General features: G+C 59.8%; 16 protein-coding genes. 12 read left to right on the top strand and 4 right to left on the bottom strand.

The genetic code is table 11. From position 1 onward, the window contains the following. Positions 1–215: 215 nt before the first annotated feature. Complete coding sequence (locus ACTHNE_RS02140; RefSeq protein WP_440268473.1) at positions 216–3,278, bottom strand: STAND family AAA ATPase; 3,063 nt, start codon at positions 3,276–3,278, stop codon at positions 216–218. 835 nt (positions 3,279–4,113) lie between these two features. Continuing rightward, entirely contained in the window at positions 4,114–7,728 is a 3,615-nt protein-coding gene (locus tag ACTHNE_RS02145) for a methylmalonyl-CoA mutase family protein (RefSeq protein WP_440268474.1), read from the bottom strand. Positions 7,729–7,922: 194 nt separating this feature from the next. Between ACTHNE_RS02145 and ACTHNE_RS02150 the strand changes: the two genes are divergently transcribed. Then, on the top strand, positions 7,923–9,173 hold the full coding sequence (locus ACTHNE_RS02150) for a dicarboxylate/amino acid:cation symporter (protein WP_440268475.1): 1,251 nt from the start codon (positions 7,923–7,925) through the stop codon (positions 9,171–9,173). A 160-nt stretch (positions 9,174–9,333) separates the two neighbouring features. On the opposite strand, the gene ACTHNE_RS02155 is transcribed toward ACTHNE_RS02150, so the two are convergent. Both ACTHNE_RS02155 and ACTHNE_RS02160 read right to left on the bottom strand, forming a co-directional pair. Continuing rightward, on the bottom strand, positions 9,334–10,266 hold the full coding sequence (locus ACTHNE_RS02155; RefSeq protein ID WP_440268476.1) for an alpha/beta hydrolase: 933 nt from the start codon (positions 10,264–10,266) through the stop codon (positions 9,334–9,336). A gap of 17 nt (positions 10,267–10,283) precedes the next feature. After that, a complete protein-coding gene (locus ACTHNE_RS02160) occupies positions 10,284–10,889 on the bottom strand; it encodes a TetR/AcrR family transcriptional regulator (protein ID WP_440268478.1) in 606 nt (201 codons plus the stop codon). A 245-nt stretch (positions 10,890–11,134) separates the two neighbouring features. Between ACTHNE_RS02160 and ACTHNE_RS02165 the strand changes: the two genes are divergently transcribed. The 11 genes from ACTHNE_RS02165 to ACTHNE_RS02215 all read left to right on the top strand — a co-directional run bounded on the left by ACTHNE_RS02165 (position 11,135) and on the right by ACTHNE_RS02215 (position 20,993). Continuing rightward, entirely contained in the window at positions 11,135–11,464 is a 330-nt protein-coding gene (locus ACTHNE_RS02165; RefSeq protein ID WP_440268479.1) for a YXWGXW repeat-containing protein, read from the top strand. A 127-nt stretch (positions 11,465–11,591) separates the two neighbouring features. After that, the gene (locus ACTHNE_RS02170) at positions 11,592–11,966 is read left to right on the top strand and encodes a YXWGXW repeat-containing protein (protein ID WP_324943051.1); all 375 of its coding nucleotides are present in this window, start codon (positions 11,592–11,594) and stop codon (positions 11,964–11,966) included. A gap of 234 nt (positions 11,967–12,200) precedes the next feature. Next, positions 12,201–13,304 carry a Glu/Leu/Phe/Val dehydrogenase dimerization domain-containing protein gene (locus ACTHNE_RS02175; RefSeq protein WP_324943048.1) on the top strand — a complete coding sequence of 368 codons (1,104 nt, stop codon included), beginning with the start codon at positions 12,201–12,203 and terminating at the stop codon, positions 13,302–13,304. Positions 13,305–13,637: 333 nt separating this feature from the next. Next, the gene (locus tag ACTHNE_RS02180; protein ID WP_324943045.1) at positions 13,638–13,907 is read left to right on the top strand and encodes an acyl carrier protein; all 270 of its coding nucleotides are present in this window, start codon (positions 13,638–13,640) and stop codon (positions 13,905–13,907) included. Between the two features lie 19 nt (positions 13,908–13,926). After that, a complete protein-coding gene (locus ACTHNE_RS02185; protein ID WP_440268480.1) occupies positions 13,927–14,703 on the top strand; it encodes a glycosyltransferase family 2 protein in 777 nt (258 codons plus the stop codon). Positions 14,704–14,843: 140 nt separating this feature from the next. Beyond that, positions 14,844–15,440, top strand: coding sequence for a LolA family protein (locus ACTHNE_RS02190; protein ID WP_440268481.1), 597 nt, complete (start codon positions 14,844–14,846; stop codon positions 15,438–15,440). Further along, positions 15,437–17,815 carry an MMPL family transporter gene (locus ACTHNE_RS02195; RefSeq protein WP_440268482.1) on the top strand — a complete coding sequence of 793 codons (2,379 nt, stop codon included), beginning with the start codon at positions 15,437–15,439 and terminating at the stop codon, positions 17,813–17,815. Before ACTHNE_RS02190 ends, ACTHNE_RS02195 begins: the two co-directional genes overlap by 4 nt. Next, a complete protein-coding gene (locus ACTHNE_RS02200) occupies positions 17,812–19,035 on the top strand; it encodes a beta-ketoacyl-ACP synthase (RefSeq protein ID WP_440268483.1) in 1,224 nt (407 codons plus the stop codon). The genes ACTHNE_RS02195 and ACTHNE_RS02200 overlap by 4 nt, the downstream gene beginning before the upstream one ends. A gap of 181 nt (positions 19,036–19,216) precedes the next feature. Then, positions 19,217–19,960, top strand: a complete 744-nt coding sequence (locus ACTHNE_RS02205) for a beta-ketoacyl synthase chain length factor (RefSeq protein ID WP_324943030.1) — start codon at positions 19,217–19,219, stop codon at positions 19,958–19,960. Then, on the top strand, positions 19,921–20,727 hold the full coding sequence (locus ACTHNE_RS02210) for a lysophospholipid acyltransferase family protein (RefSeq protein WP_440268484.1): 807 nt from the start codon (positions 19,921–19,923) through the stop codon (positions 20,725–20,727). Before ACTHNE_RS02205 ends, ACTHNE_RS02210 begins: the two co-directional genes overlap by 40 nt. Continuing rightward, positions 20,724–20,993: a phosphopantetheine-binding protein gene (locus ACTHNE_RS02215; RefSeq protein ID WP_324943024.1), complete on the top strand. Its 270-nt coding sequence runs from the start codon at positions 20,724–20,726 to the stop codon at positions 20,991–20,993. Before ACTHNE_RS02210 ends, ACTHNE_RS02215 begins: the two co-directional genes overlap by 4 nt. The last annotated feature ends 101 nt before the right edge of the window (positions 20,994–21,094 follow it).

Raw genomic sequence — 21,094 nt, forward strand, 5'->3', positions numbered from 1 at the left:
CTGTAAAGGCGCGTGAATTCGCAGCGCAAGAAAAGGCCAGGCTGCAGAAAAGATAGCTGGTGTACGAACAGAGGCAGCTAGGCGATGCCGCCGCACATCAAATTAACTGCCTCTGGATCGGCTCCGCTTTCGCCACTCGTAAGTGAACCTGTTCCCGCTTTTGCAGTAAGTGAACCCGACCCCGTTTTGGTTTCCGACCAACTCACACCTTTTTTTCAACCTTTAGCCAAACGGGAAGAAAGCGGTTTTAAGTCTATGCCCAGAAGTGCGCAAGCGCTATCACGGACATATCGTTCAGGCGGATCAAGATAAAACCTAGAAGCAACTATCATTGACAAAACTGATATGGGTAAGATATTCGATTGCTTCAGTCCTTTCACATAGTCTTCCACGGACTCTTTAGGGTAATTTTTTTCTTCAATTATGCGAGCCACCAAGAGGAAAAGCTTCGAATCAGGATCGGTCAAATCTTGCTCTAACCGAGCCAGCAGAGGCTCCAACTCAAAAGCCCCGATGGCTTCCGATGCACGTCCCACACAAGCGCGAGCAATTCCTGCGACGATAGATCCAATCATGCTATTAGCTACCGCCACGGCTTCGGACCGATTAATCCTAAAGGCTTTTTCGAAGGCATCTGACGCGACATGAACGATCGCTTCAGCATGCTCTTCCGTAATTTTGTAGAGGAATGTCATCAGCCGCCTTGAAGACGCAATAATTTCAGTCGCAATCTCAATCATTGTCTGTGGTGGAATGCTAGAAGCTCGGCTTTTAAGCACCTGACCCAGCGTGGAAATCGCCTTCAGCATTACGTTAAATTTTAGACCTTCATCGAGCTGAATTTGCTCCTCATCACGATGGTGACTATCAATCTCGTCCTGCCGTTGATTTGTCTGATCACTTACATCTCTAGCAGGACCCTGCAGTAATATAGCCCTCTGCGCAGGCGTTCTGAACCTTAATGAAAGACCAGAGTATTGTTCGAGATTACATAGTTCTTGATCGGCAAATAATTCTCGAATAAGTGGTAAAATACGATCAATGACGATTCGCTCGTGCTTCATGTGGGATATGAAAACAAGAACGTTAGACGATTGCTCAGTATGGATAAGTTCAACACATTTTTCTAATATTTTCGTTGACTCCTCCTTATCACGGTTATCGCAAATCCATTTAGCCAAATAATAATAATATAAATACTGATAACGAAATTGAATTAACCCTCCGTCATCGATAATCACTTTAGCAACCATCAACTCGCTTAGCAAAGGATCGATATTGATCTTTACCAAGCCATCTAGAAATCTTTTCACAATATGTTCTACAGCCAGTCGACTAAGCGCTGCGCAGTCACGCTGAAATATCTCATATGCAAGCTCAGCTAAGAAGTCATTCACCGTTCCGATCTCATGACAATGGACAAATCTGTCAATCGATTGAGTGATCAAGGCCTCAAAAAGATACCCATGAGAAGCATTTGCGATCAGCGTTTGATTTTTCTGTAAGCCTTCGAGCTGTTGCAGTAAGACAAGGACAAATATGGGGTACTTTGGCAAAGCGTTCCGACCAAGCATTCGGTCGAGAAGCGCCTTGGTTCGCCGCACTTCGCTTTCGACAGCGTCTGCCTCTTCAGACGGATCTCGCCCGAGGCTCGCCCATTTGCGTATGAGTTCACCTCGGCGCCTGTGCCCTAGTGGAAGCAACTCATAGAGACCCGCGCCTTTGAGATACGCGATCTCATCAGTAGATGCTCCGGAGGCGACAATTGTTACCGCAGGGCTATCAGCAGAGAGAAGTACCAACCGCCTAGATTTTGCCGATATAAAGCTAACGACGTTATCAATACCATCCGCCCCGCCTGGAATTGCATGCAGGTTATCAACTAACACAATAACACTTTCAGGCGGCATCTCCACTATCTTATCGGAACAGTCGGAAGCAAATTGCCTGCTGATCGCACCATTCAACCACCCTCTAACCTCACCTTTATGGAGGCTCTTCAGGAGTTGTCCATCTAAATAGATGGGAATCAACTTTTTTGTTCTAGCCCCTCCTATCAAACATTTTGCAAATGATGTCTTTCCAGATTGTTCAGCGCCAAAAATAATATACCTACCCTCATCATCGTATATTTTTTCAAGCAACTCATCCTGTGACGCAACCCCCTTTGTATTGGACGCCCCAGGTTTCTCAGAACGAAATTTACGAAAATCTGGTGGAACAAATATGTCAGACAAGAACATCTGTCTATTTAGACGCGGATGGGAGAATCCAGCCCCTGGATCTCCGAGAAAAGAAACATGCGAATCTGAAAATCGCACTGTTCCTCGATTTTTTCCATCATTCTTTCTCAATGTGTGCGTTGCTATTTCTTCGACATTAAATGATGAAGATTCGTTATCAAATTTAATATCAAATTTAGCAATTTCGTTTAACCCATGCTCAATCTTGTAACAGCTAAAACCACATTGCGCTTCCTTTCCCTCCATAGGGAGACCAATATGATAATCAACGCTTGATCCGTATCTTGTGCGCGCCTGATTAAATTCATCAAGTCTATGCTCGTGACCCAGCATTACCATATCTACATTTGAATCTAGCCATTGAGATAGATTGAGTGAGTCCTGCGGTGTCAGCCAATTTAAAGTGTGGTGCGCAAGCGCTATTGTGAGATCTGAATCTTTTGATATAGCCGCACCGCCCCCAAGCGGAAGTATTAACGTCCCAGGCCGCTCCTTCTTAACCGAAGAGATAGCAGTATTTATGGAAAGGACCTTTAAAAGCATTCCTTTGGTTTTTACGTTTACTTCCGCCAACACGGGATTGATTACAGACTGACCACCGCTAGAGATGTCTTTGGCAAACGAAAAATATGCTTCTTGGGTTGGCTCCAGCGCCCTTATTATATCTCCAGCACCATTACCGCTTGAGGTTAAAGAGCTCAAAAGCGCAGAACGCACAGCATCCGGCATCGCATCGAAGTTGCAATCATGATTCCCCGGACAGGAGACCATGCAAATCGAAGAAGGCTGCCACTTAGCGAGCTCTCCGCGTAGATGATCAAAAGCCCTTTTTGCAGCCTCGTACTCATGAACTTTTCCCGAAAAAGCAATATCTCCAGTAAGGAGAAAAACAACTACACAGGGTCCCTCGATAAGCCGACCGATTGCACCCGCAACACTTTTTATTCTTTTCGCAGCAATACCATTTTCGCTCTCAATATGAAAATCAGTCATGTGAACGAGAATAATATCTTCCGCTTCATCGATATTTTTCATAATTTCCTTCGAACCAGGCTTTCTGTTTGATGGGGAGGCTCGTAGAACTCAACACATGTTAAAAGGTGTCGAATTCATACGACGAACGCACACTGCGAAATTAATCGCAAATAGAGCGATTTCCTAAGGTCGCCACAAAAGAGGCAGATGCGCTTATCAACAGACAGGCAGCGTCAACAAGCCGACCGGCGTTTTTTTCTACCAACACCTAGAGGATGAGGTTTGCGAATTAAACCATCCAACCGGTGTGGGACAGCATGCGCGCCGCGCTTCAGCCACAAATGGATGACCTAGGTATTTCCGCAGCGCACTTGCTAGCTACTTCGATCGCCTCGGGAGTGGGACATGATGAATTTCTTACCTTGCAAACTATGCGCAAGGCTGACAGTTGTCGACGAGATTGGCGTACAGCAAGCAAACCCCGTAGCTAGCGCGGCAATTAGACGTTTCATTGTTCCCCCTGCTCCTTTTCCCTTGAACTGAATTCCCAAGTGGATGCTAGCAAGGCTCCGGTCTTGGATTTGTAAAGACTACGTGACGAGACAACGCTGCAATGCTCAAGCAACGTGCATAGGCCTTGGGCTATCAGCCGCTACGCGTAGTACGAGGCACGAGCAAACGTAGATTCTCGCTTTCGCGGAAGTGACGGCCCGGGGATGGTAGGACTTGTAGCCTGGAGAGGATGGCTTATGGCCCAGAGAGGGAGGAGTTTATGCCACGGAGAGGATAAGCGCAGGAATGTGGGATTCACTTCGGGCGGCCCCCTTAGCCCGGCCCTCTCCCCGGAGGGGAGAGGGAGTGGAATGCGCGAGTATGAAGTCTGGCGCTGGCTGTTTTACATATTGCGCCGATATTCGCCACCTACGTCATAAAGCGCGTGACTAATCTGTCCCAACGAGTTGTACTTCACCGCCTCCATCAACTGCTCAAACACATTCCTGCGCTCCCTTGCAGTCACTTGCAGTTGCTTGAGGCTTTCCGGCGCCAGCGCATTGCGGGCTTTACCGTAGCCCTGCACATTCTCAATCTGCTGCCCCTTCTCTTCCTCCGTCGAACGAATCAACTCGATCTCGGTAGCGATCTCGCCACCATGATCCTTCGGCAGGAAGGTATTGACGCCAATCAGCGGCAGGCTGCCGTCGTGCTTCTTCTGCTCGTAGTACATCGATTCTTCCTGAATCTTGCCGCGCTGGTACATGGTGTCCATGGCGCCGAGTACGCCGCCGCGTTCGCTGATGGCTTCGAATTCCTTGTAGACGGCTTCTTCGACCAGATCGGTTAGCGTGTCGACGATGTAGCTGCCTTGCCAGGGGTTTTCGTTGAAGTTGAGGCCGAGTTCTTTGTTGATGATCATCTGGATGGCTACGGCGCGGCGCACGCTTTCTTCCGTTGGCGTGGTGATGGCTTCGTCGTAGGCGTTGGTGTGCAGGCTGTTGCAATTGTCGAACAAGGCATACAGCGCTTGCAGGGTGGTGCGGATGTCGTTGAACTGGATTTCCTGCGCGTGCAGGGAGCGGCCGGAGGTCTGGATATGGTACTTCATCATCTGGCTGCGAGCGCTGGCGCCGTAGCGTTCGCGCATGGCGCGGGCCCAGATGCGGCGGGCGACGCGGCCGATTACGGTGTATTCCGGGTCCATGCCGTTGGAGAAGAAGAAGCTCAGGTTCGGCGCGAAATCATCGATGTGCATGCCGCGCGCGAGGTAGTACTCGACGATGGTGAAGCCGTTGCTGAGCGTAAAGGCGAGCTGGCTGATCGGGTTGGCGCCGGCTTCGGCGATGTGATAGCCGGAGATGGAGACCGAATAGAAGTTGCGCACCTTGTGGTCGACGAAGTATTGCTGGATGTCGCCCATCATGCGCAGCGCGAATTCGGTGCTGAAGATGCAGGTGTTTTGCGCCTGGTCTTCTTTGAGGATGTCGGCCTGCACGGTGCCGCGCACGGTTTGCAGGGTTTCTTCCTTGATGCGGGCATACGTTTCGGCGTCGACGAGTTGATCGCCGGTGACCCCGAGCAGATTCAAGCCGAGGCCTTCGTTACCCTTGGGCAGATCACCCGAATACGTTGGGCGCTGCTTGCCGGCGAAGAGTTCGTCCATGCGCTTTTGCGCGTCGGCCCAGCGCGTGGCGTCGGACTTGAGGTATTTCTCCACGTTCTGGTCGATCGCGGTGTTCATGAACATCGCGAGGATGATCGGCGCGGGGCCGTTGATGGTCATGGAGACGGAACTGGTCGGCGCGCTCAGGTCGAAGCCGGAGTACAGCTTCTTCATGTCGTCGAGGGTGGCGATGTTTACGCCGGAGTTGCCGATCTTGCCGTAGATGTCCGGGCGCGGTGCGGGATCTTCGCCGTACAGGGTGACGGAGTCGAACGCGGTGGACAGGCGCGTGGCAGCGCCGCCCTGGCTCAGGTAATGGAAGCGGCGGTTGGTGCGCTCGGGCGTCCCTTCGCCGGCGAACATGCGGGTGGGATCTTCGCCGGTGCGGCGATAGGGGTACACGCCGCCGGTGTACGGGTAGTGGCCGGGCAGGTTTTCGCGCATGAGGAAGCGCAGTTGGTCGCCCCAGTCTTTGGTTTTGGGCGGGGAGACTTTGGGGATTTTCTGGTGGCTGAGGGATACGCGGTAGTTTTCTACGCGGATCACCTTGTCGCGCACTTTGTATTCGTTGACGTCGTCGGTGACGGACTTGTAGAGCTTGGGCCAGTCGCGCAGGAGGTGCAGGGCTTCGTGGCTGAGTTCGCGTAGGGCGGCGTTGTAGCGTTGGCGGAGCACCATTAAGGAGCGATCTACCACCTCGTCATCCCGGCGAAGGCCGGGATCCAGTGTCTTTGTTTCTAAGTTGTGCGCTTCGCGCGGCGTATTTGACTGGGCCCCGGCGTTCGCCGGGGCGACGGTGCTACCAGCGTGAAGATCGTCGTGTTCGTAGCGTTCCAGCGGGCGCGGTAACTTCGCATCGCCGAGTTCTTTCAGCGATTCGTAGTAATGCTGCGCCTTGCTGGCGAATTCGGCTTCGCGTTCGATCTCGGCGTTGATGCCCCTGCCCTGCTCGGCGATTTCGGCGAGGTAGCGCACGCGTGCGCCGGGGATCAGCACGGTGGCGCGAGGTTCTTTCAGCGTGACATCCAGCGTCGGGTTGAAATCGCAACGCGAGTGGGGAGCAACCCCACCCTGCCCTCCCCTGGAAGGGGAGGGTTCAAGGTGGAGTTTGTCGCGCAGCAGGCGGCACAAGTTCGTAAACATCCAGGTAACGCCCGGATCGTTGAACTGGCTGGCGATGGTGGGATACACCGGCACGTCGTCGTCTTTCAGGGTGAAGGCGTTGCGGTTGCGCTTCCACTGCTTGCGCACGTCGCGCAGGGCGTCTTCGGCGCCGCGCTTGTCGAATTTGTTGAGCACGACCAGTTCGGCGAAATCGAGCATATCGATTTTTTCGAGCTGGCTGGCAGCGCCGTAATCGCTGGTCATTACGTAGACGGGGAAGTCGACCAGGTCGACGATTTCCGAATCGCTCTGGCCGATGCCGGCGGTTTCCACGATCACCAGGTCGTACGGCTGGCTCTTGAGGAAGTTGATGCAATCGTGCAGCACTTCGTTGGTGGCGGCGTTCTGGCGGCGCGTGGCCATGGAGCGCATATAAACGCGATGGCTGCGCAGCGCGTTCATGCGGATGCGGTCGCCCAACAGGGCGCCACCGCTGCGGCGGCGTGTGGGATCCACGGCGAGTACGGCAATGCGCATGTGGGGGAAGGCGTGCAGGAAGCGCAGCAGTAGTTCGTCCACCACCGAGGACTTACCCGCGCCGCCGGTGCCGGTCATGCCGAGCACAGGCGTGTGCTTGCCGGCCAGCGACCATTCCTTGCGCAGGCGCGCGAGCTCGGCTTCGCTCAACTTGCTTTCTTCGATGGCCGAAAGCATGTGACCGATGCTGATTTCGTCGTCGATGTCGATCTTGGTCGGCACCACGGCGTCGTTCTGTTCGTGCTGGGCGGCGGCGTTGCCGGCGCGCTTCATCACATCCTCGATCATCTCCACCAGGCCCAGCTTCATGCCGTCGTTGGGATGGTAGATGCGCTCCACGCCGTAGGCCTGCAGCTCGCGGATTTCCTCCGGGGTGATGGTGCCGCCGCCGCCGCCGAACACGCGGATGTGAGCGGCGCCCTTCTCTTTGAGCATGTCCACCATGTATTTGAAGTACTCGACGTGGCCGCCCTGGTAGGAGGACAACGCGATGGCGTCGGCGTCCTCTTGCAATGCAGCACGAACCACGTCTTCCACCGAGCGGTTATGGCCCAGGTGAATCACTTCCGCGCCCTGCGATTGAATGATGCGGCGCATGATATTGATGGCGGCATCGTGGCCATCGAACAGGCTGGCGGCGGTGACAAAGCGCAGCGGGCTGGTTTCGGCCTGCGCGGCGGTGGCAGGAACGTGCTTGGCGGGGGAACTCATGGGGACTCCGAGAACGGTATGTTCCAAGTGCAACTATTCTAGTGGTGTTGCCTGTTAAACGGGTGGAGTGGTGGTATTGAACATCGCGGCATTGGGGTTTGCACTCCAACCTGCGGGTTCAATTTGCGTTGAGATTTGCTACAAAGCTTTCTCGAGACGGCGTTACTGGATGCAGCTTTCAGGAGGAATTCGTTATGCAATCGACCGTGGCTCAAGCAACCGCTCCGCGCCGCTTTTCGCGCCTGGCAATGTGGCACCAGATTCTTATTGCGATGGTTCTCGGCCTGGCGGTCGGGCACTTCGTTGGCGAGCCGGCCAAGATGCTGGCACCCCTGGGCGACATTTTCATGTCGCTGATTCGCATGTGCGTGATACCAGTGGTGTTCGTGTCGCTGGTCTGCGGCATCACCTCGCTCTCGGATATGGCGGCGATGCGGCGCATTGCGTGGAAGTCGATCGCGATCTATGCGGTAACGATGGCGATCGTGACCGCGCTTGCGATGGGCACGGCGATGTTGTTCAACGTCGGCGCAGGTTTCGGCCTTACTGCGGGCACCGGCGGCGTGCCAGCCGAACCACCGCCGAGCATCAAGGATGCCTTGATCAGCGCGATTCCTTCCAATCCGTTCAAGGCATTTGCCGAAGGCGCGCTGCTGCCGAGCATCGTGTTTGCGATTTTCTTCGCGCTGGCGATCAATTTCGCGGGTGACGCGGCGGCACCGGTGCGTAATTTCTTTAACAGCCTGTCCAGCGTGGTGTTCAAGCTGATTCACATGGTGTTGAAGTTTGCGCCGATCGGCGTGTTCGGGCTGATGGCGTATGTCACTGCAGATCACGGTTTTTCCGTGCTGGGCCATCTTGGTTCGCTGGTGGCGGTGAATTACGCGGTGATGCTGTTTTTCATGATCGTGATCTGCGGCGTGATGCTGATGCTGTGGCGGATCAACCCGCTGCCGTTTTGGCGCAAGATGATACCGGTGCAGTTGTTTGCGTACTCCTCGGCCAGCAGCGCGGCGACGTTGCCGTTGAATCTGGAGAATACGCAGGAGCGGCTGGGTGTGGATTCACGCGTGTCGGGCTTTGTGTTGCCGCTGGGCTCCACGGTGAATATGGCGGGGCTGGCGTGTTATCTCGGCACGGTGACGATCTTTGCCAGCAATGCTTACGGCATCGAGCTTTCGTTTACGCAGCTGTTCACGGTAATGGTGACCACCACGCTGGCATCGATCGGTGCGGCGGGTATTCCTGGCGCGGCGCTAGTGGTGATGGGCTTGGTGTTGTCGTCGGTGGGCTTGCCGCTGGAGGTGATCGCGGTGATTGCGGCGGTGGATCGTTTGTTGGATATGTGTTGCACGTCGGCGAATGTGACGGGGGATTCGGTGACGGCGGTGGTGGTGGCGAAATCCGAAGGGGTGTTGGATTTGGAGCGGTATAGGCGGGCGTAGGTTGGGGTGCGAACCCCAACATCGTTGGCACGTGCGTGGGCTCACTTTGGGGTTTTCACCCCATCCGACCTTCACCTCACCGTCATCCCGGCGTGCCGGCGTTCGCTGGGATGACGATGAGGTAATAGGAGGCGGTGGGACTAGCTTGAAATTTTCGTGGTTATGCCAACCCAAACGGCAAATTCGGCGACGCCACCACGCGATCACCCACGCATTCACCCCGCACAAACGCCAGCGTCGCATCGATCACTTCCGCCGCATCCAGAATGCGGTGATGCCCTAGGCCTTGCGTGGTCAGCAAGCGTGCACCGGGCCAGAAACGTGCATAGCGTTCGCCCTCTTCCCATGGCACTTCGTGATCGTCCAAGTCATGCACGATCAAGCCGGGCTGGCCGAGCGACGGCACATGCTGGTGCACTTGCAGATCGCGCGCGTGCACGCCGGTGCGGCGTGCGAACCAGGAAAGAAACGGTTCGCGCAGATGATCGCCCAGGCGTACGAAACGGATAAAGCGACTCGCCGCGGCTTCGATATCGGCTGCCGGTGCAATCAATACCAGGCGTTGCGCGTGCCAGCTTTCATCCTGCGCCAGCGCGACTGCCGCGCCGCCCATGGAATGGCCGACCGCCAGCGTGGCATGGCCGAACTGCTTGCCTACCGCACGCACGGTGGTGATGAAATCCAACAAGGTGCACAGGCTGCCGGTGCTGGCGCCGTGGCCGGGTTGATCGAAGCTCACCACGGCAAAGCCCTGCGCGCGCAGCTTCGCCACCCATGGCAGAAAACGCAGGCCGAAGCTGGACCAGCCGTGCACCAGCAACGCGTAGGGTTGCGTGGCAGGGTCGCCCCACACATAGGTAACGATGGATTCGTTGTTGACGGTGAGTTCGCCGCGCTGCATGGCGTCGTCCGGCTGCGCGGCGCGTGCACGGCTGCGGCTGCTGGCGAACGGGGTGGCGAACAAACGTGCCGCGCGATCCACCGTGCGTTGCGGCGCCAGCCTGCCGCCGACGGCGAATCCGATGCGGACCGCGCCAAGCTTGAAACCGGAGCGGGAGGAACGGCGGCGTGGGTTTGCAGTCTGGCGGGTCATGGCGTGCTCCTGGGGGTTCAGGGCTGGTAACTGGCAAACAGTCGATCGATGGCCGCATGCGCGTGGCGGCTGGCTTGCTCGAAGCCGAACAAGCCCGCGTCGTGGTGCAGGCCGAGCATCAAGGCGTAGATTTCGAAGGCGAGCAGATCCGGATCGAGATCGGCGCGCAGGTCGCCCACCTCCATCGCCAGGCGAATCGCGCGCGCCATTTCGCTGCGCCAACTCGACTGCTGCTGCTTGACGCGGGTGCGCAGCGGGCTGTCGTCGCGTCCGTCGTATTCCGCGACGGCGCTGACCAGCACGCAGCCGCTCTGATGGATGCGCGCCCATTCGAACCAGCGCTCGACCAGGGTGCGCACGCGCTTGAGGCCGCGCGGTTGCTTGATGGCCGGGGCCATCACGAAATCGAAGAAGCGTTTGCCGGTGGCGTCCAGCAGCGCCAGTTGCAGGTCTTCGCGGGAACCGAAGTGGGCGAATACGCCGCTTTTGGACATGCCCACGCCGAGCGCCAGGGCGCCGATGGACAGGCCTTCCAGGCCATCCTGGCGGGCAAGCTCGTAGGCATGTTCGAGGATCAGCTCGCGGGTGGCGGCGCCTTTGCCGGGGGTGGTGGTTGCGTTCATGGCCAGCAAAATAGCACGATCGTTCGTTTTATTTCCATAGGTAGGTTGGGGGTGCAAACCCCAATATCCCCCATGCGGTCCGGGTGTTGGGGTTTGCACCCCAACCTACGGGAAGAACGGTCCATCGCAAGTAATTCTGCTGCCACCTGAACCGCTCGCCGGCATCACGTCAACATCACCGCAAGGGCTCGCGTTTGCCGCACTGTCAGCCGCCCATCGCGGGCCGCTTTCCAAGGAGAGACAGCATGATCAGCATGACCCGCAAACTGGCCCTGGTTGCAGGCATCGGCCTGGCGCTGGCCGGCGTGAGCTATACGCCGCCCGCCACGGCGCAGGTAAGTGTGGGCGTCGGCATCCGTGTGGCGCCGCCCGCGCCGCGCTATGAGCGCATGCCGCCGGCGCGGCGCGGCTTCATCTGGTCGCAGGGTTATTGGCGCTGGGAACCGCGTGTGCATCGCTATGTATGGGTGCCTGGCACATGGGTTCGCGCACGCGCCGGCTATCGCTGGTATCCGGGCGTGTGGGTGCGCCGCGGGCCGAACTGGTATTGGCGTGACGGCTATTGGGGCCGTTGATCGCGCAACGTGGAGCTGCGCGCCAATCCACGATGGCGCGCAGTGCACAGCGGCAGGACGCCTTGAATTTCGCATGTTGCACTGACCGGATCGACAGCCTTCGATCCACTATCTCTGGGGACTTTTCATGTCATTGCGTTTTGCATCCTTGCTCGCTCTTGCTGGCGTCACGGCGGTGATGACCGGTTGTGTGGTGGAACAGCCGGCGCCACCGCGCCCGCATCGCGTGGTGTACGTGCAACAGCCTGCGCCGCCACCGCCGCCGCAAGTCGTCGAGATCGTCGCGCCGCAGCCGCCGCCGGTGGAGGTGATCGAAGTACCGCCGCCGCCGCGTCCGGGCTACGTGTGGGCGCGCGGCCACTGGCATTGGGATGGCGCGCGCTATGTGGCCGTGCGCGGGCATTGGGAGCCAGTGCATCCGGGTTATCACTACGTGCATCCGCATTGGGAGCAGCGTCCGGATGGTTGGCACTTCCATGTGGGCGTTTGGGTTCAAGGATAAATATCATCTTCATATATACGAAACGCCCCGCACATGCGGGGCGTTTTCGTTGCATGGATTGTTGCGATGCGAAAGGCGCTGCTTACGCGTCTCGTACTAGAATTATCGGGATAACTTACACGCCCCAGCATCTTGCTGGGGCTTTGAGTTTCAGGCGTCAGGTCCTTGGCGGGGCCATCGCTTTCACACCTCAGTGCCTTCCCCAGCACCGTCATACGTGGAGTCCAAGTTCCAATGATTTTCGAAACCATCGCTAAAACAGGCCACGAAGAAGTCGTCTTCTGCCACAACAAAGACGCTGGCCTGAAAGCCATCATTGCGATCCATAACACGGTGCTGGGCCCGGCACTGGGCGGCCTGCGCATGTGGCCCTACAAGTCCGAGCAAGATGCGGTGAACGACGTGCTGCGCCTGTCGCGCGGCATGACCTACAAGAACGCCGTGGCCGGCCTGAACCTGGGCGGCGGCAAGGCGGTGATCATCGGCGATCCGTCGAAAGACAAATCCGAAGCGCTGTTCCGCGCCTTCGGCCGTTTCGTCAACTCGCTCAACGGCCGCTACATCACGGCCGAGGACGTGGGCATCGACGTGAACGACATGGAATACGTGTTCCGCGAAACCGAATACGTGACCGGCGTGCACCAGGTGCATGGCGGTTCGGGCGATCCGTCGCCGTTTACCGCCTACGGCACGCTGCAAGGCCTGATGGCCGCGCTCAACTTCAAGCACGGCAACGAAGACGTGGGCAAGTACAGCTACGCCGTGCAGGGCGCCGGCCACGTGGGCAGCGAGTTCATCAAGCTGCTGCGCGAACAGGGCGCCAAGGTGTTCGTCACCGACATCAACAAGGAAGCCGTGCAGCGCTGCGTGGACGAGCTGGGCTGCGAAGCGGTGGGCCTGGACGAAATCTACGACGTGGACGCCGATGTGTACTCGCCCTGCGCGCTGGGCGGCACGGTGAACGAGCAGACCATCGACCGCATCAAGGCCAAGATCATCTGCGGCGCGGCCAACAACCAGCTGGCCAACGACGCCATCGGCGACGAACTGCAACGCCGCGGCGTACTGTACGCACCGGACTACGCCGTGAACGCCGGCGGCGTGATGAACGTGTCGCTGGAAATCGACGGCTACAACCGCGAGCGCGCCATGCGCATGATGCGCACCATCTACTACAACCTGGGCCGCATCTTCGAAATCAGCAAGACCGAGAACGTGCCTACCTACAAGGCGGCCGATCGCCTGGCCGAGGAGCGCATCGAGTCCATCGGCAAGATCAAGCTGCCGCACATGGGCAACGGCGCGCCGCGCTTTGCCGGCCGCATGCGCGGACAGTAACGATCACTTCTTGGATGTTGGAAAACGCCGGTCTTCGGGCCGGCGTTTTCTTTTGTCTCCGTAGCCTGGGGTGCAGGCGCCAACTTCGCCACGCCCAACTCTCCCGGATGCCGGGTTCGGGTTTGCCCCCCAACCTGCGCGCCAGTCCCCAAACACCCGCCCGCGGCAGTTCTGCTAGACTTTTTCGGCGCAGGAAAAAGGGGAACCCGTTCCGCGGGTTAGGAACAATCGGTGTGCTTTCTTCAGGTCCGGAATTCTCCGGCTGCAGTGCGTTGGGCGCCTGCCGATAAAACCTGGGCAAGCTATGCAGGGCTGCAGAACAGGCTGGTGTGTATGAACGCAATGTTGCAAACCGGGATCAGCGACGAGGACATCCTTTTCAGGCTCAAGGATGTGCTGCATGAGACCTTCGAAATCGACCCTGCCCGGGTCACCCCCGACAGCCACCTTTTCGCCGACCTGGAGCTGGACAGCATCGACGCCGTCGACCTCGCCATCCAGGTGCAGGACATGACCGGCATGCGCATCAAGCCCGAGGATTTCAAGAACGTGCGCACCGTGGGCGACGTGGTCGCCACCGTGCGCATGCTGCTTACGCACTGACGCCCGCGGAGCGCCCCTCATGCCGCATGCGCCGGGCGCGCCGGGAGTTTTCCATTCCTGCGCGCTGATTCCCATCTATAACCACAAGGACACCATTGCCGGCACGGTGCAGGCCTTGCGCGCGCATGGCCTGCCGGTGCTGATCGTGGACGACGGCAGCGACGAGGCTACCCGTGCCGTGCTCGATGGCCTGGCGGCACCGGGCGTGCAAGTGCTGCGCCTGGCGCGGAACAGCGGCAAAGGCCGCGCGATCACCACCGGCATGCTGGCCGCGCGCGATGCCGGTTACACGCATGCGCTGCAGATCGACGCGGACGGCCAGCACGACCTGGCCGACGTGCCGCGTTTCCTTGCCGAAGGCCGCGCCTGTCCGGATGCACTGGTGTGCGGCCAGCCGATCTATGACGACAGCGTGCCGCGCGCGCGGCTGTATGGGCGTTACGTCACGCATGTATGTGTGTGGCTGGAAACGCTGTCGTTCATGCTGCGTGATTCGATGTGCGGCTACCGTCTGTACCCGCTGGAAGCGACCTGTGCCGAGATCGATCGCGCGCCCCTGCCCGCGCGCATGGATTTCGACACCGAGGCGGCGGTACGCCTGATCTGGCGCGGCGTGCCGGTACGCAATCTGCCGACCCGGGTGACTTACCCGGAAAACGGGCTGTCCCATTTCCATATGCTGCATGACAACCTGCGAATTTCGGCGATGCACACCCGCCTGTTGCTGGGGATGCTGCCGCGGGCGCCTGGGTTGTTGTGGCGCAAGCGCAAGAGGAGCTTGGCATGTACGGCGTGATTGACCGGTCTTGCAAGAATCTATATGGCCGTCATTCTCGCGAAAGCGGGAATCCATCTTGCTCCGATGCGGGTTCAACATTGGATTCCCGCTTTCGCGGGAATGACGGCCACACCAACATATCGGCATGCAAACGGTTCATGCAGTTTTTCGTCCTACTGCTCTTTTGCGTCAACGCTTACGCGCAAAGCACCGACCTGCTCCACACCATCCTCAACCAGCTAAGCCAACACACCGCCATCCGCGCCAATTTCACCCAGCAACGCCAAAGCCCCGCCCTCACCCAATCACAAACCAGCATGGGCCAACTGCTGTTCGTCACCGGCCACGGCATGCTGTGGCAAGTGCAGCAGCCCTATCAGCAAACACTCGCCCTGACCGGCACGCGCACTCTGCGCATCGATGCCGACGGCCGCATGCAGCCGGTGCGTAGCGAGCACGGCGTCAGCCAGATTTCGCAGATGCTGCAAGGCATGCTGACCGGACAGCTCGATGAAGTATCGCGCCAGTTCGACGTGCACGCCGATGGCAGCGCCGCGCAATGGAACTTGCACTTCACGCCGAAACAATCGCGCGTGGCGCAGGTGCTCAAAGGTATCGAGCTCGATGGCGGCAACTATCTGCAGCGCATCCGTATCGACATGCAGGACGGCACGCAAACCGATATCCAGATGAGCGACACCCGCGATGCCGGTTCGCTGAGCGCGCTGGAAAAACACGCGCTCGGGTTGCCATGACGCAACGAAGCCTGTGGTTGCGCGCGGGTGGGTTTGCGGCGATGGCGCTGCTGCTTACCTTGCTCGGCGCGTGGCTGCTGCTCGGGCGTGGACGCCCGGCGATCCAGACCGATCTGCTGGCCATGCTTCCGGCGACCGAACGCAATCCACTGGCGGAAGTGGCGGCGCAACGGCTCGCGCATGCCAATGGCGATCGCGTGATCCTGCTGGTGGCGAATGCCGATGACGAGCACGCCAAGGCCGCCGCGCGCGAGTTGGGGCAGATGCTGGCCAAGGGCAAGGTGTTCGCCTCCGTCACCGCCGAGCTGCCGCCGTTCGATCTGCAGCAGTTCGTCACGCCGTATCTTGTCCATCGCTTCACGCTGCTGACGCAGGCCGATCGCCAGGCGCTCGCGCAACCGGGTTACGACCCGCCGCAAGCGCTGGCCCTGCGCCTCAACGAACCCTTCGTCACCGGCATCGGTACGCGGCTGCAGGACGATCCCTTCGGCTGGCTGCAGCATTGGCTGGAACAGCAGCCTTGGAGCCGCTCGCCGCTGCTGCCCGAGGACAATCTGCTGACTGCGCACCGCGATGACGGCAGCTACGTGCTGGTCACCGCCACGCTCGACGGTTCCTCCTATGACGATGCCGTGCAGCACCGCGCCTTGAACGCACTCGACCAGGCCGAACGCGCGATCGAGCACGATCATCCCGGCACACGCGTACTGCGCACGGGCGCGCTGTTCTACGCTGCTGCCGCACGCAGCGGCGCCGAGCGCGACGTGCATCGCGTAGGGCTGATTTCCACGTTCGGCATCGCCTTGTTACTGCTGATCGTTTTCCGTTCTCCCGGGCCGCTGCTGCTGGCGTTTCTTTCCACCGCAATCGGCATCATTGCCGCGACGACGGTGAGCGTGCTGGTGTTCGGGCAGATCTATCTGCTGACATTGGTGTTCGGCGCCGCCTTGCTGGGCGAGGCGGTGGATTATTCGATTCAATACCTCACTGCACGCGCCAACGCCGGCGATGCATGGGAGCCGCGCCGCGGTTTGCGACAGGTTCGCCCCGCCCTGCTGCTTGCGCTGGGTACGTCGTTGCTCGGCTATGCGCTGCTCGGGCTGGTGCCGTTTCCGGCGCTGCGCCAGATGGCGTGCTTCGCCATGGTAGGCATGGCCGTGGCGTGCCTCAGCGTGTTCCTGCTGCTGCCTGCATTGTTGCAGCGGCCGGCAAAACCCTTGTCCGCAGCTGCCGTGCGCGTCGCCTCGTGGCTGCAACGCGTGATCGCACCGCGGTTGTCCGGACAGCGCGGCGTGACGCTCGCCGTGTTGGCCTTGTTGCTGGCCGCACCGGGCTGGTGGCAGTTGCATCATGACGATGACGTGCACCTTTTGATTTCCCAGCCCGCCGCGCTCGTCGCGCAGGAAAGGCAGATCCGCGACATCACCGGCCTTGGCAATGGCACGCAGTTCTATCTGGTGCAAGGTGACAATCAAGAGCAGGTGCTGCAGCGGGAAGAAGCGCTGGAGCAGCGCCTGCAGGCGCTGGTCGATAAAGACAAACTGCAAGGCTGGCTCGGCCTGGCCGGCATGGTGCCATCGCTGCGGCGTCAGCAAGCCAATCAGGCCTTGATCGCACCGCTGTTCGCACAGCCGGATCGCATGCGCCAGTGGCTGCATGGCGCCGGCTTTCGGGATGCCGATATCGATCGCTTTATCCAGGCATGGCCCGGCACGCCGCTGCGCTTGCAGGACTGGCTGAACACGGCGGTCGCCACGCCGTTCCGCTATTTATGGATGGAAGGCAACGCGCAACACGGTCCCGCCTCGCTGGTGTTGCCGCAAGGAGATGCGTCAAGCGATCTGCTGCAACAGGCAGCGAAAGATTTGCCCGGCGTGGCACTGGTGGACAAAGCGTCCGGCGTGTCGGAGTTGTTCGGCCGCTATCGGCGTTATGCCAGCCTATGGCTGCTTGCGGCGATCCTGCTGATCGTGCCGGTATTCGGCTTGCGTTATGGCTGGCGTCACGTGCCGCGCGTGCTGGCGCCGCCGGTGCTGGGCATCGGCCTTACGCTGGCGGTGCTGGGTTATCTGCATCATCCGCTTACGCTGTTCCATTGGATGGCCTTGATGCTGGTGCTTGGCGTGGGCGCCAATTACGCGGTATTCCTGCGCGAAGGCGAGCCACATGTCACCCATCGCCCCGGCGCGATGTATGCGAGCGTGCTGCTTTCGGCGATCACCGCACTGCTGTCGTTCGGCCTGCTGGCGTGGAGTTCGATGCCGGCGCTGGAGGATTTTGGCCTTACCCTGTTGCTGGGCATCGGCTTTACCGCCTTGCTGGTACCTGCCAGCACCACCTTGAATTTTTCTTCCGCACGGAGCACTCGCCGATGAAGCGCGTTGTCATCACCGGCATGGGCGGCATCACGCCGCTGGGACACGACTGGTCCACGATTGAACCGCGCCTGCACGCAGGCCGCAACGCGGTGCGCCGGATGCCGGAGTGGGATTTCTTCGAATCCTTGAACAGCCGCCTCGGCTGCCCGGTCGACGACTTCCAGATACCCGACTGGCCGCGCAAGCATCTGCGCTCGATGGGCCGCGTTGCGCAACTGGCCGTGGCGGCAAGCGAACGCGCCTTGCGCGATGCCGGCTTGCTCGACGATGCCAGCATCGGCGACGGGCGCATGGGCGTGGCGTACGGCTCGTCCGGCGGCAGCGTGGAGCCGGTGCGCGTGATGGGCCGCATGCTCGAAACCGGTTCCATGCAGGGTGTGACCGCCACCAGCTACGTGCAGATGATGGCGCACACCACGGCGGTGAACGTCGGCGTGTTCTTCGGCTTGAAAGGGCGCATTCTGCCCACTTCCAGCGCATGCACCTCCGGCAGCCAGGCGATTGGCTACGGCTACGAAACCATCCAGCAGGGCAAGCAGAAGCTGATGCTATGCGGCGGCGCGGAGGAACTGTCCGGCCCCGGTGTCGCGGTGTTCGATACGCTGTTCGCCACCAGCACGCGCAACGACGAAGCCACGCTTACGCCGCGCCCCTTCGATCGCGCGCGCGACGGCCTGGTGGTGGGCGAAGGCGCGGCCACGCTGGTGCTGGAGGAATACGAACACGCCCGCGCACGTGGTGCGCGCATCTATGCCGAAATCGTCGGCTTCGGTTGCAACTCCGACGGCAACCACATCACCCAGCCCACCAGCGAAACCATGGCCACCGCGATGCAGCTCGCGCTACAGGATGCGCAACTGTCGCCCGATGCAATCGGCTATGTGAGCGCACACGGCACTGCCACCGATCGCGGCGACATCGCCGAAAGCCACGCCACGGCGCAGGTGCTCGGCCAGCGCGTGCCGGTCAGTTCGATGAAGAGTTACGTGGGTCATACGCTGGGTGCGTGCGGTGCATTGGAATCATGGTGGGCGGTGCAGATGATGCGCGAGGGCTGGTTTGCGCCGACGGTGAATCTGAGCGAGCCGGATGCGGCGTGTGCGGAGCTGGATTACATCGTGGGTGCGGGGCGTGCGCTGAAGGCGGAGTATGTGATGAACAACAACTTTGCGTTTGGTGGGATCAATACGTCGTTGGTGTTCAAGGCGCTCGCTTGATGCATACCAAGTTATTCAGCACCCCTCAGCGTCATTCCGGCGAAGGCCGGAATCCAGTAAAAAATGACGTGCGAAGCACACAACAAAAAAACGTTCGGTGTGCTTCGCACGGCGTATTCGCACTAGATTCCGGCTTTCGCCGGAATGACGGTGAGGCAAGATTGCGGCGATCGGTGGCCTGATGGAATTCCGCATCCACAACCTCAACGCCTGGGCTCCCGGTCTAGACTCCAACGAAACCTGGCAGGCATGGGCGCAGCAACCCATCCGCGTACCCGACAACAACGAACAACCCAGCTGCGATTTCCTCCCCGCCATGCAACGCCGCCGCCTCAGCCGCCTGGCGCGCATGACCATGCACGTCGCCTGGCCGCTCTGCGCTGAAGGCGAACAACTGCCGTTCGTGTTCGCCTCCCGCCACGGCGAAACGCCGCGCACGTTTGCGTTGCTGGGCGAAGTGGCCGATGGGCAACCGCTATCGCCCACACAGTTCGGTTTGTCGGTGCATAACGCCATCGCCGGCCAGTGGTCGATCCTGCGCGGCCAGCATGGCGAATCGGTGGCGATCGCCGGCGAAGCGGATACCTTCGAGCACGCGATGGTCGAAGCGGCGGCCTTGCTGGGCGATGGCGCCAAGTCCGTGCTAGTGGTGATCGCGGAGGAACGTCCACCGGCCGCCTACGATGGCTGGATCGACGACGTTCCGTTTTCGTATGCTGTGGCGCTGAAAGTGGGGAATATCGAATCGGCGGATGACGCAGCGGCCGGCGAACGCTGGCAATTGCGGCTGGAACCCAATACCGGCGCATCCCCCTCAGGCGCTTGGCCGCATGCCTTGAACTTCATGCGCGCTCTGCATACCGGCGAAAGCAGGCTCGAACATGCATGGAAGACACGTCGATGGATCTGGCAGCGCAATCCGTAACGCGATCCGGCTTCGGCAATTATCTCTGGCGCCTGCTGGCCACCGGCGCCAGCTTCCTGTTGTTCGGGCTGGGTGGCTTGAGCTTGCGGCTGGTCGTGCTGCCGTTGCTCGGCCTGTTGCCGGGTGATGCGCTCGCACGCCGGCGTCGCGCGCGCATGGCGATCAGCAAGGCGTTCTACCTGCACGTGCAGTTCATGTATCGCAGCGGCGTGCTGGAATATGAGTTCCAGGGCGCCGATCGCCTGGGCCGGCCCGGGCAGATGGTCATCGCCAATCATCCATCGCTGATCGACGTGGTGTTTCTGATCGCGCACATCCGCGACGCCAATTGCGTGGTGAAGCAAAGCCTGTGGCGCAATCCCTGCACGCGCGGGCCGGTGTACCGTGCGCAGTACATCAGCAACAACGGCAGCCCGGAAATGCTCGAGCAGGCCGCGGACGCCTTGCGCGAGGGGCAGACGCTGATCGTCTTTCCCGAAGGCACGCGCACCACACCCAACCAGGCGCCCGTGTTCCATCGTGGCGCCGCGGCGATCGCCTTGCGCGGTGCCCGCGTGATCACGCCGGTGTTCATCACCGTCGAGCCCACCACGCTGACCAAGGCCGAACCGTGGTATCGCATTCCGGAGCGGCGCGTGCGCGTCACGCTGCGCGCGGGCCAGGATATTTCGCCGGACACGTTCAATGCCGATGCGCCGCTGCCGATCGCCTCGCGACGCCTGAACGCGTACCTGCATTCCCTTTTCATGAAGGAGCTTTCGCCATGAATGCCCTGCAACAGGACATTGCGCAATTGATCATCGACACCTTGAACCTGGAAGACGTCACCGTCGAAGACATTCCGCCGGACCTGCCGCTGTTCGGCGAAGGCCTGGGACTGGATTCGGTGGATGCGCTGGAACTGGCGCTGGCCTTGCAGAAGCGCTACGACATCCGCATCGCCTCCGATTCGAAAGACGCGCGCCAGCACTTCACCACCGTCGCCACTCTCGCCGCGTTCGTGCAGGCACAGCAGGGCGCATGCGCAAGCTGACTTCTCCAGAGCCTCTTCATGGCTTCTCCGCAGCCCGCCCTGGCGCTGAGCGGCCGCTAGATGGCGGCGCGCGGCTTGACCTGACGGCCAGTCAGGCGCTG

It is taken from the genome of Dyella sp., assembly GCF_051954575.1.
Lineage (GTDB): Bacteria > Pseudomonadota > Gammaproteobacteria > Xanthomonadales > Rhodanobacteraceae > Dyella_B.

Coding starts and splice junctions, on each gene's coding strand:
- ACTHNE_RS02140 (WP_440268473.1), bottom strand. CDS start 3,278: ATGAAAAATATCGATGAAGCGGAAGATATTATTCTCGTTCACATGACT.
- ACTHNE_RS02145 (WP_440268474.1), bottom strand. CDS start 7,728: ATGAGTTCCCCCGCCAAGCACGTTCCTGCCACCGCCGCGCAGGCCGAA.
- ACTHNE_RS02150 (WP_440268475.1), top strand. CDS start 7,923: ATGCAATCGACCGTGGCTCAAGCAACCGCTCCGCGCCGCTTTTCGCGC.
- ACTHNE_RS02155 (WP_440268476.1), bottom strand. CDS start 10,266: ATGACCCGCCAGACTGCAAACCCACGCCGCCGTTCCTCCCGCTCCGGT.
- ACTHNE_RS02160 (WP_440268478.1), bottom strand. CDS start 10,889: ATGAACGCAACCACCACCCCCGGCAAAGGCGCCGCCACCCGCGAGCTG.
- ACTHNE_RS02165 (WP_440268479.1), top strand. CDS start 11,135: ATGATCAGCATGACCCGCAAACTGGCCCTGGTTGCAGGCATCGGCCTG.
- ACTHNE_RS02170 (WP_324943051.1), top strand. CDS start 11,592: ATGTCATTGCGTTTTGCATCCTTGCTCGCTCTTGCTGGCGTCACGGCG.
- ACTHNE_RS02175 (WP_324943048.1), top strand. CDS start 12,201: ATGATTTTCGAAACCATCGCTAAAACAGGCCACGAAGAAGTCGTCTTC.
- ACTHNE_RS02180 (WP_324943045.1), top strand. CDS start 13,638: ATGAACGCAATGTTGCAAACCGGGATCAGCGACGAGGACATCCTTTTC.
- ACTHNE_RS02185 (WP_440268480.1), top strand. CDS start 13,927: ATGCCGCATGCGCCGGGCGCGCCGGGAGTTTTCCATTCCTGCGCGCTG.
- ACTHNE_RS02190 (WP_440268481.1), top strand. CDS start 14,844: ATGCAGTTTTTCGTCCTACTGCTCTTTTGCGTCAACGCTTACGCGCAA.
- ACTHNE_RS02195 (WP_440268482.1), top strand. CDS start 15,437: ATGACGCAACGAAGCCTGTGGTTGCGCGCGGGTGGGTTTGCGGCGATG.
- ACTHNE_RS02200 (WP_440268483.1), top strand. CDS start 17,812: ATGAAGCGCGTTGTCATCACCGGCATGGGCGGCATCACGCCGCTGGGA.
- ACTHNE_RS02205 (WP_324943030.1), top strand. CDS start 19,217: ATGGAATTCCGCATCCACAACCTCAACGCCTGGGCTCCCGGTCTAGAC.
- ACTHNE_RS02210 (WP_440268484.1), top strand. CDS start 19,921: ATGGAAGACACGTCGATGGATCTGGCAGCGCAATCCGTAACGCGATCC.
- ACTHNE_RS02215 (WP_324943024.1), top strand. CDS start 20,724: ATGAATGCCCTGCAACAGGACATTGCGCAATTGATCATCGACACCTTG.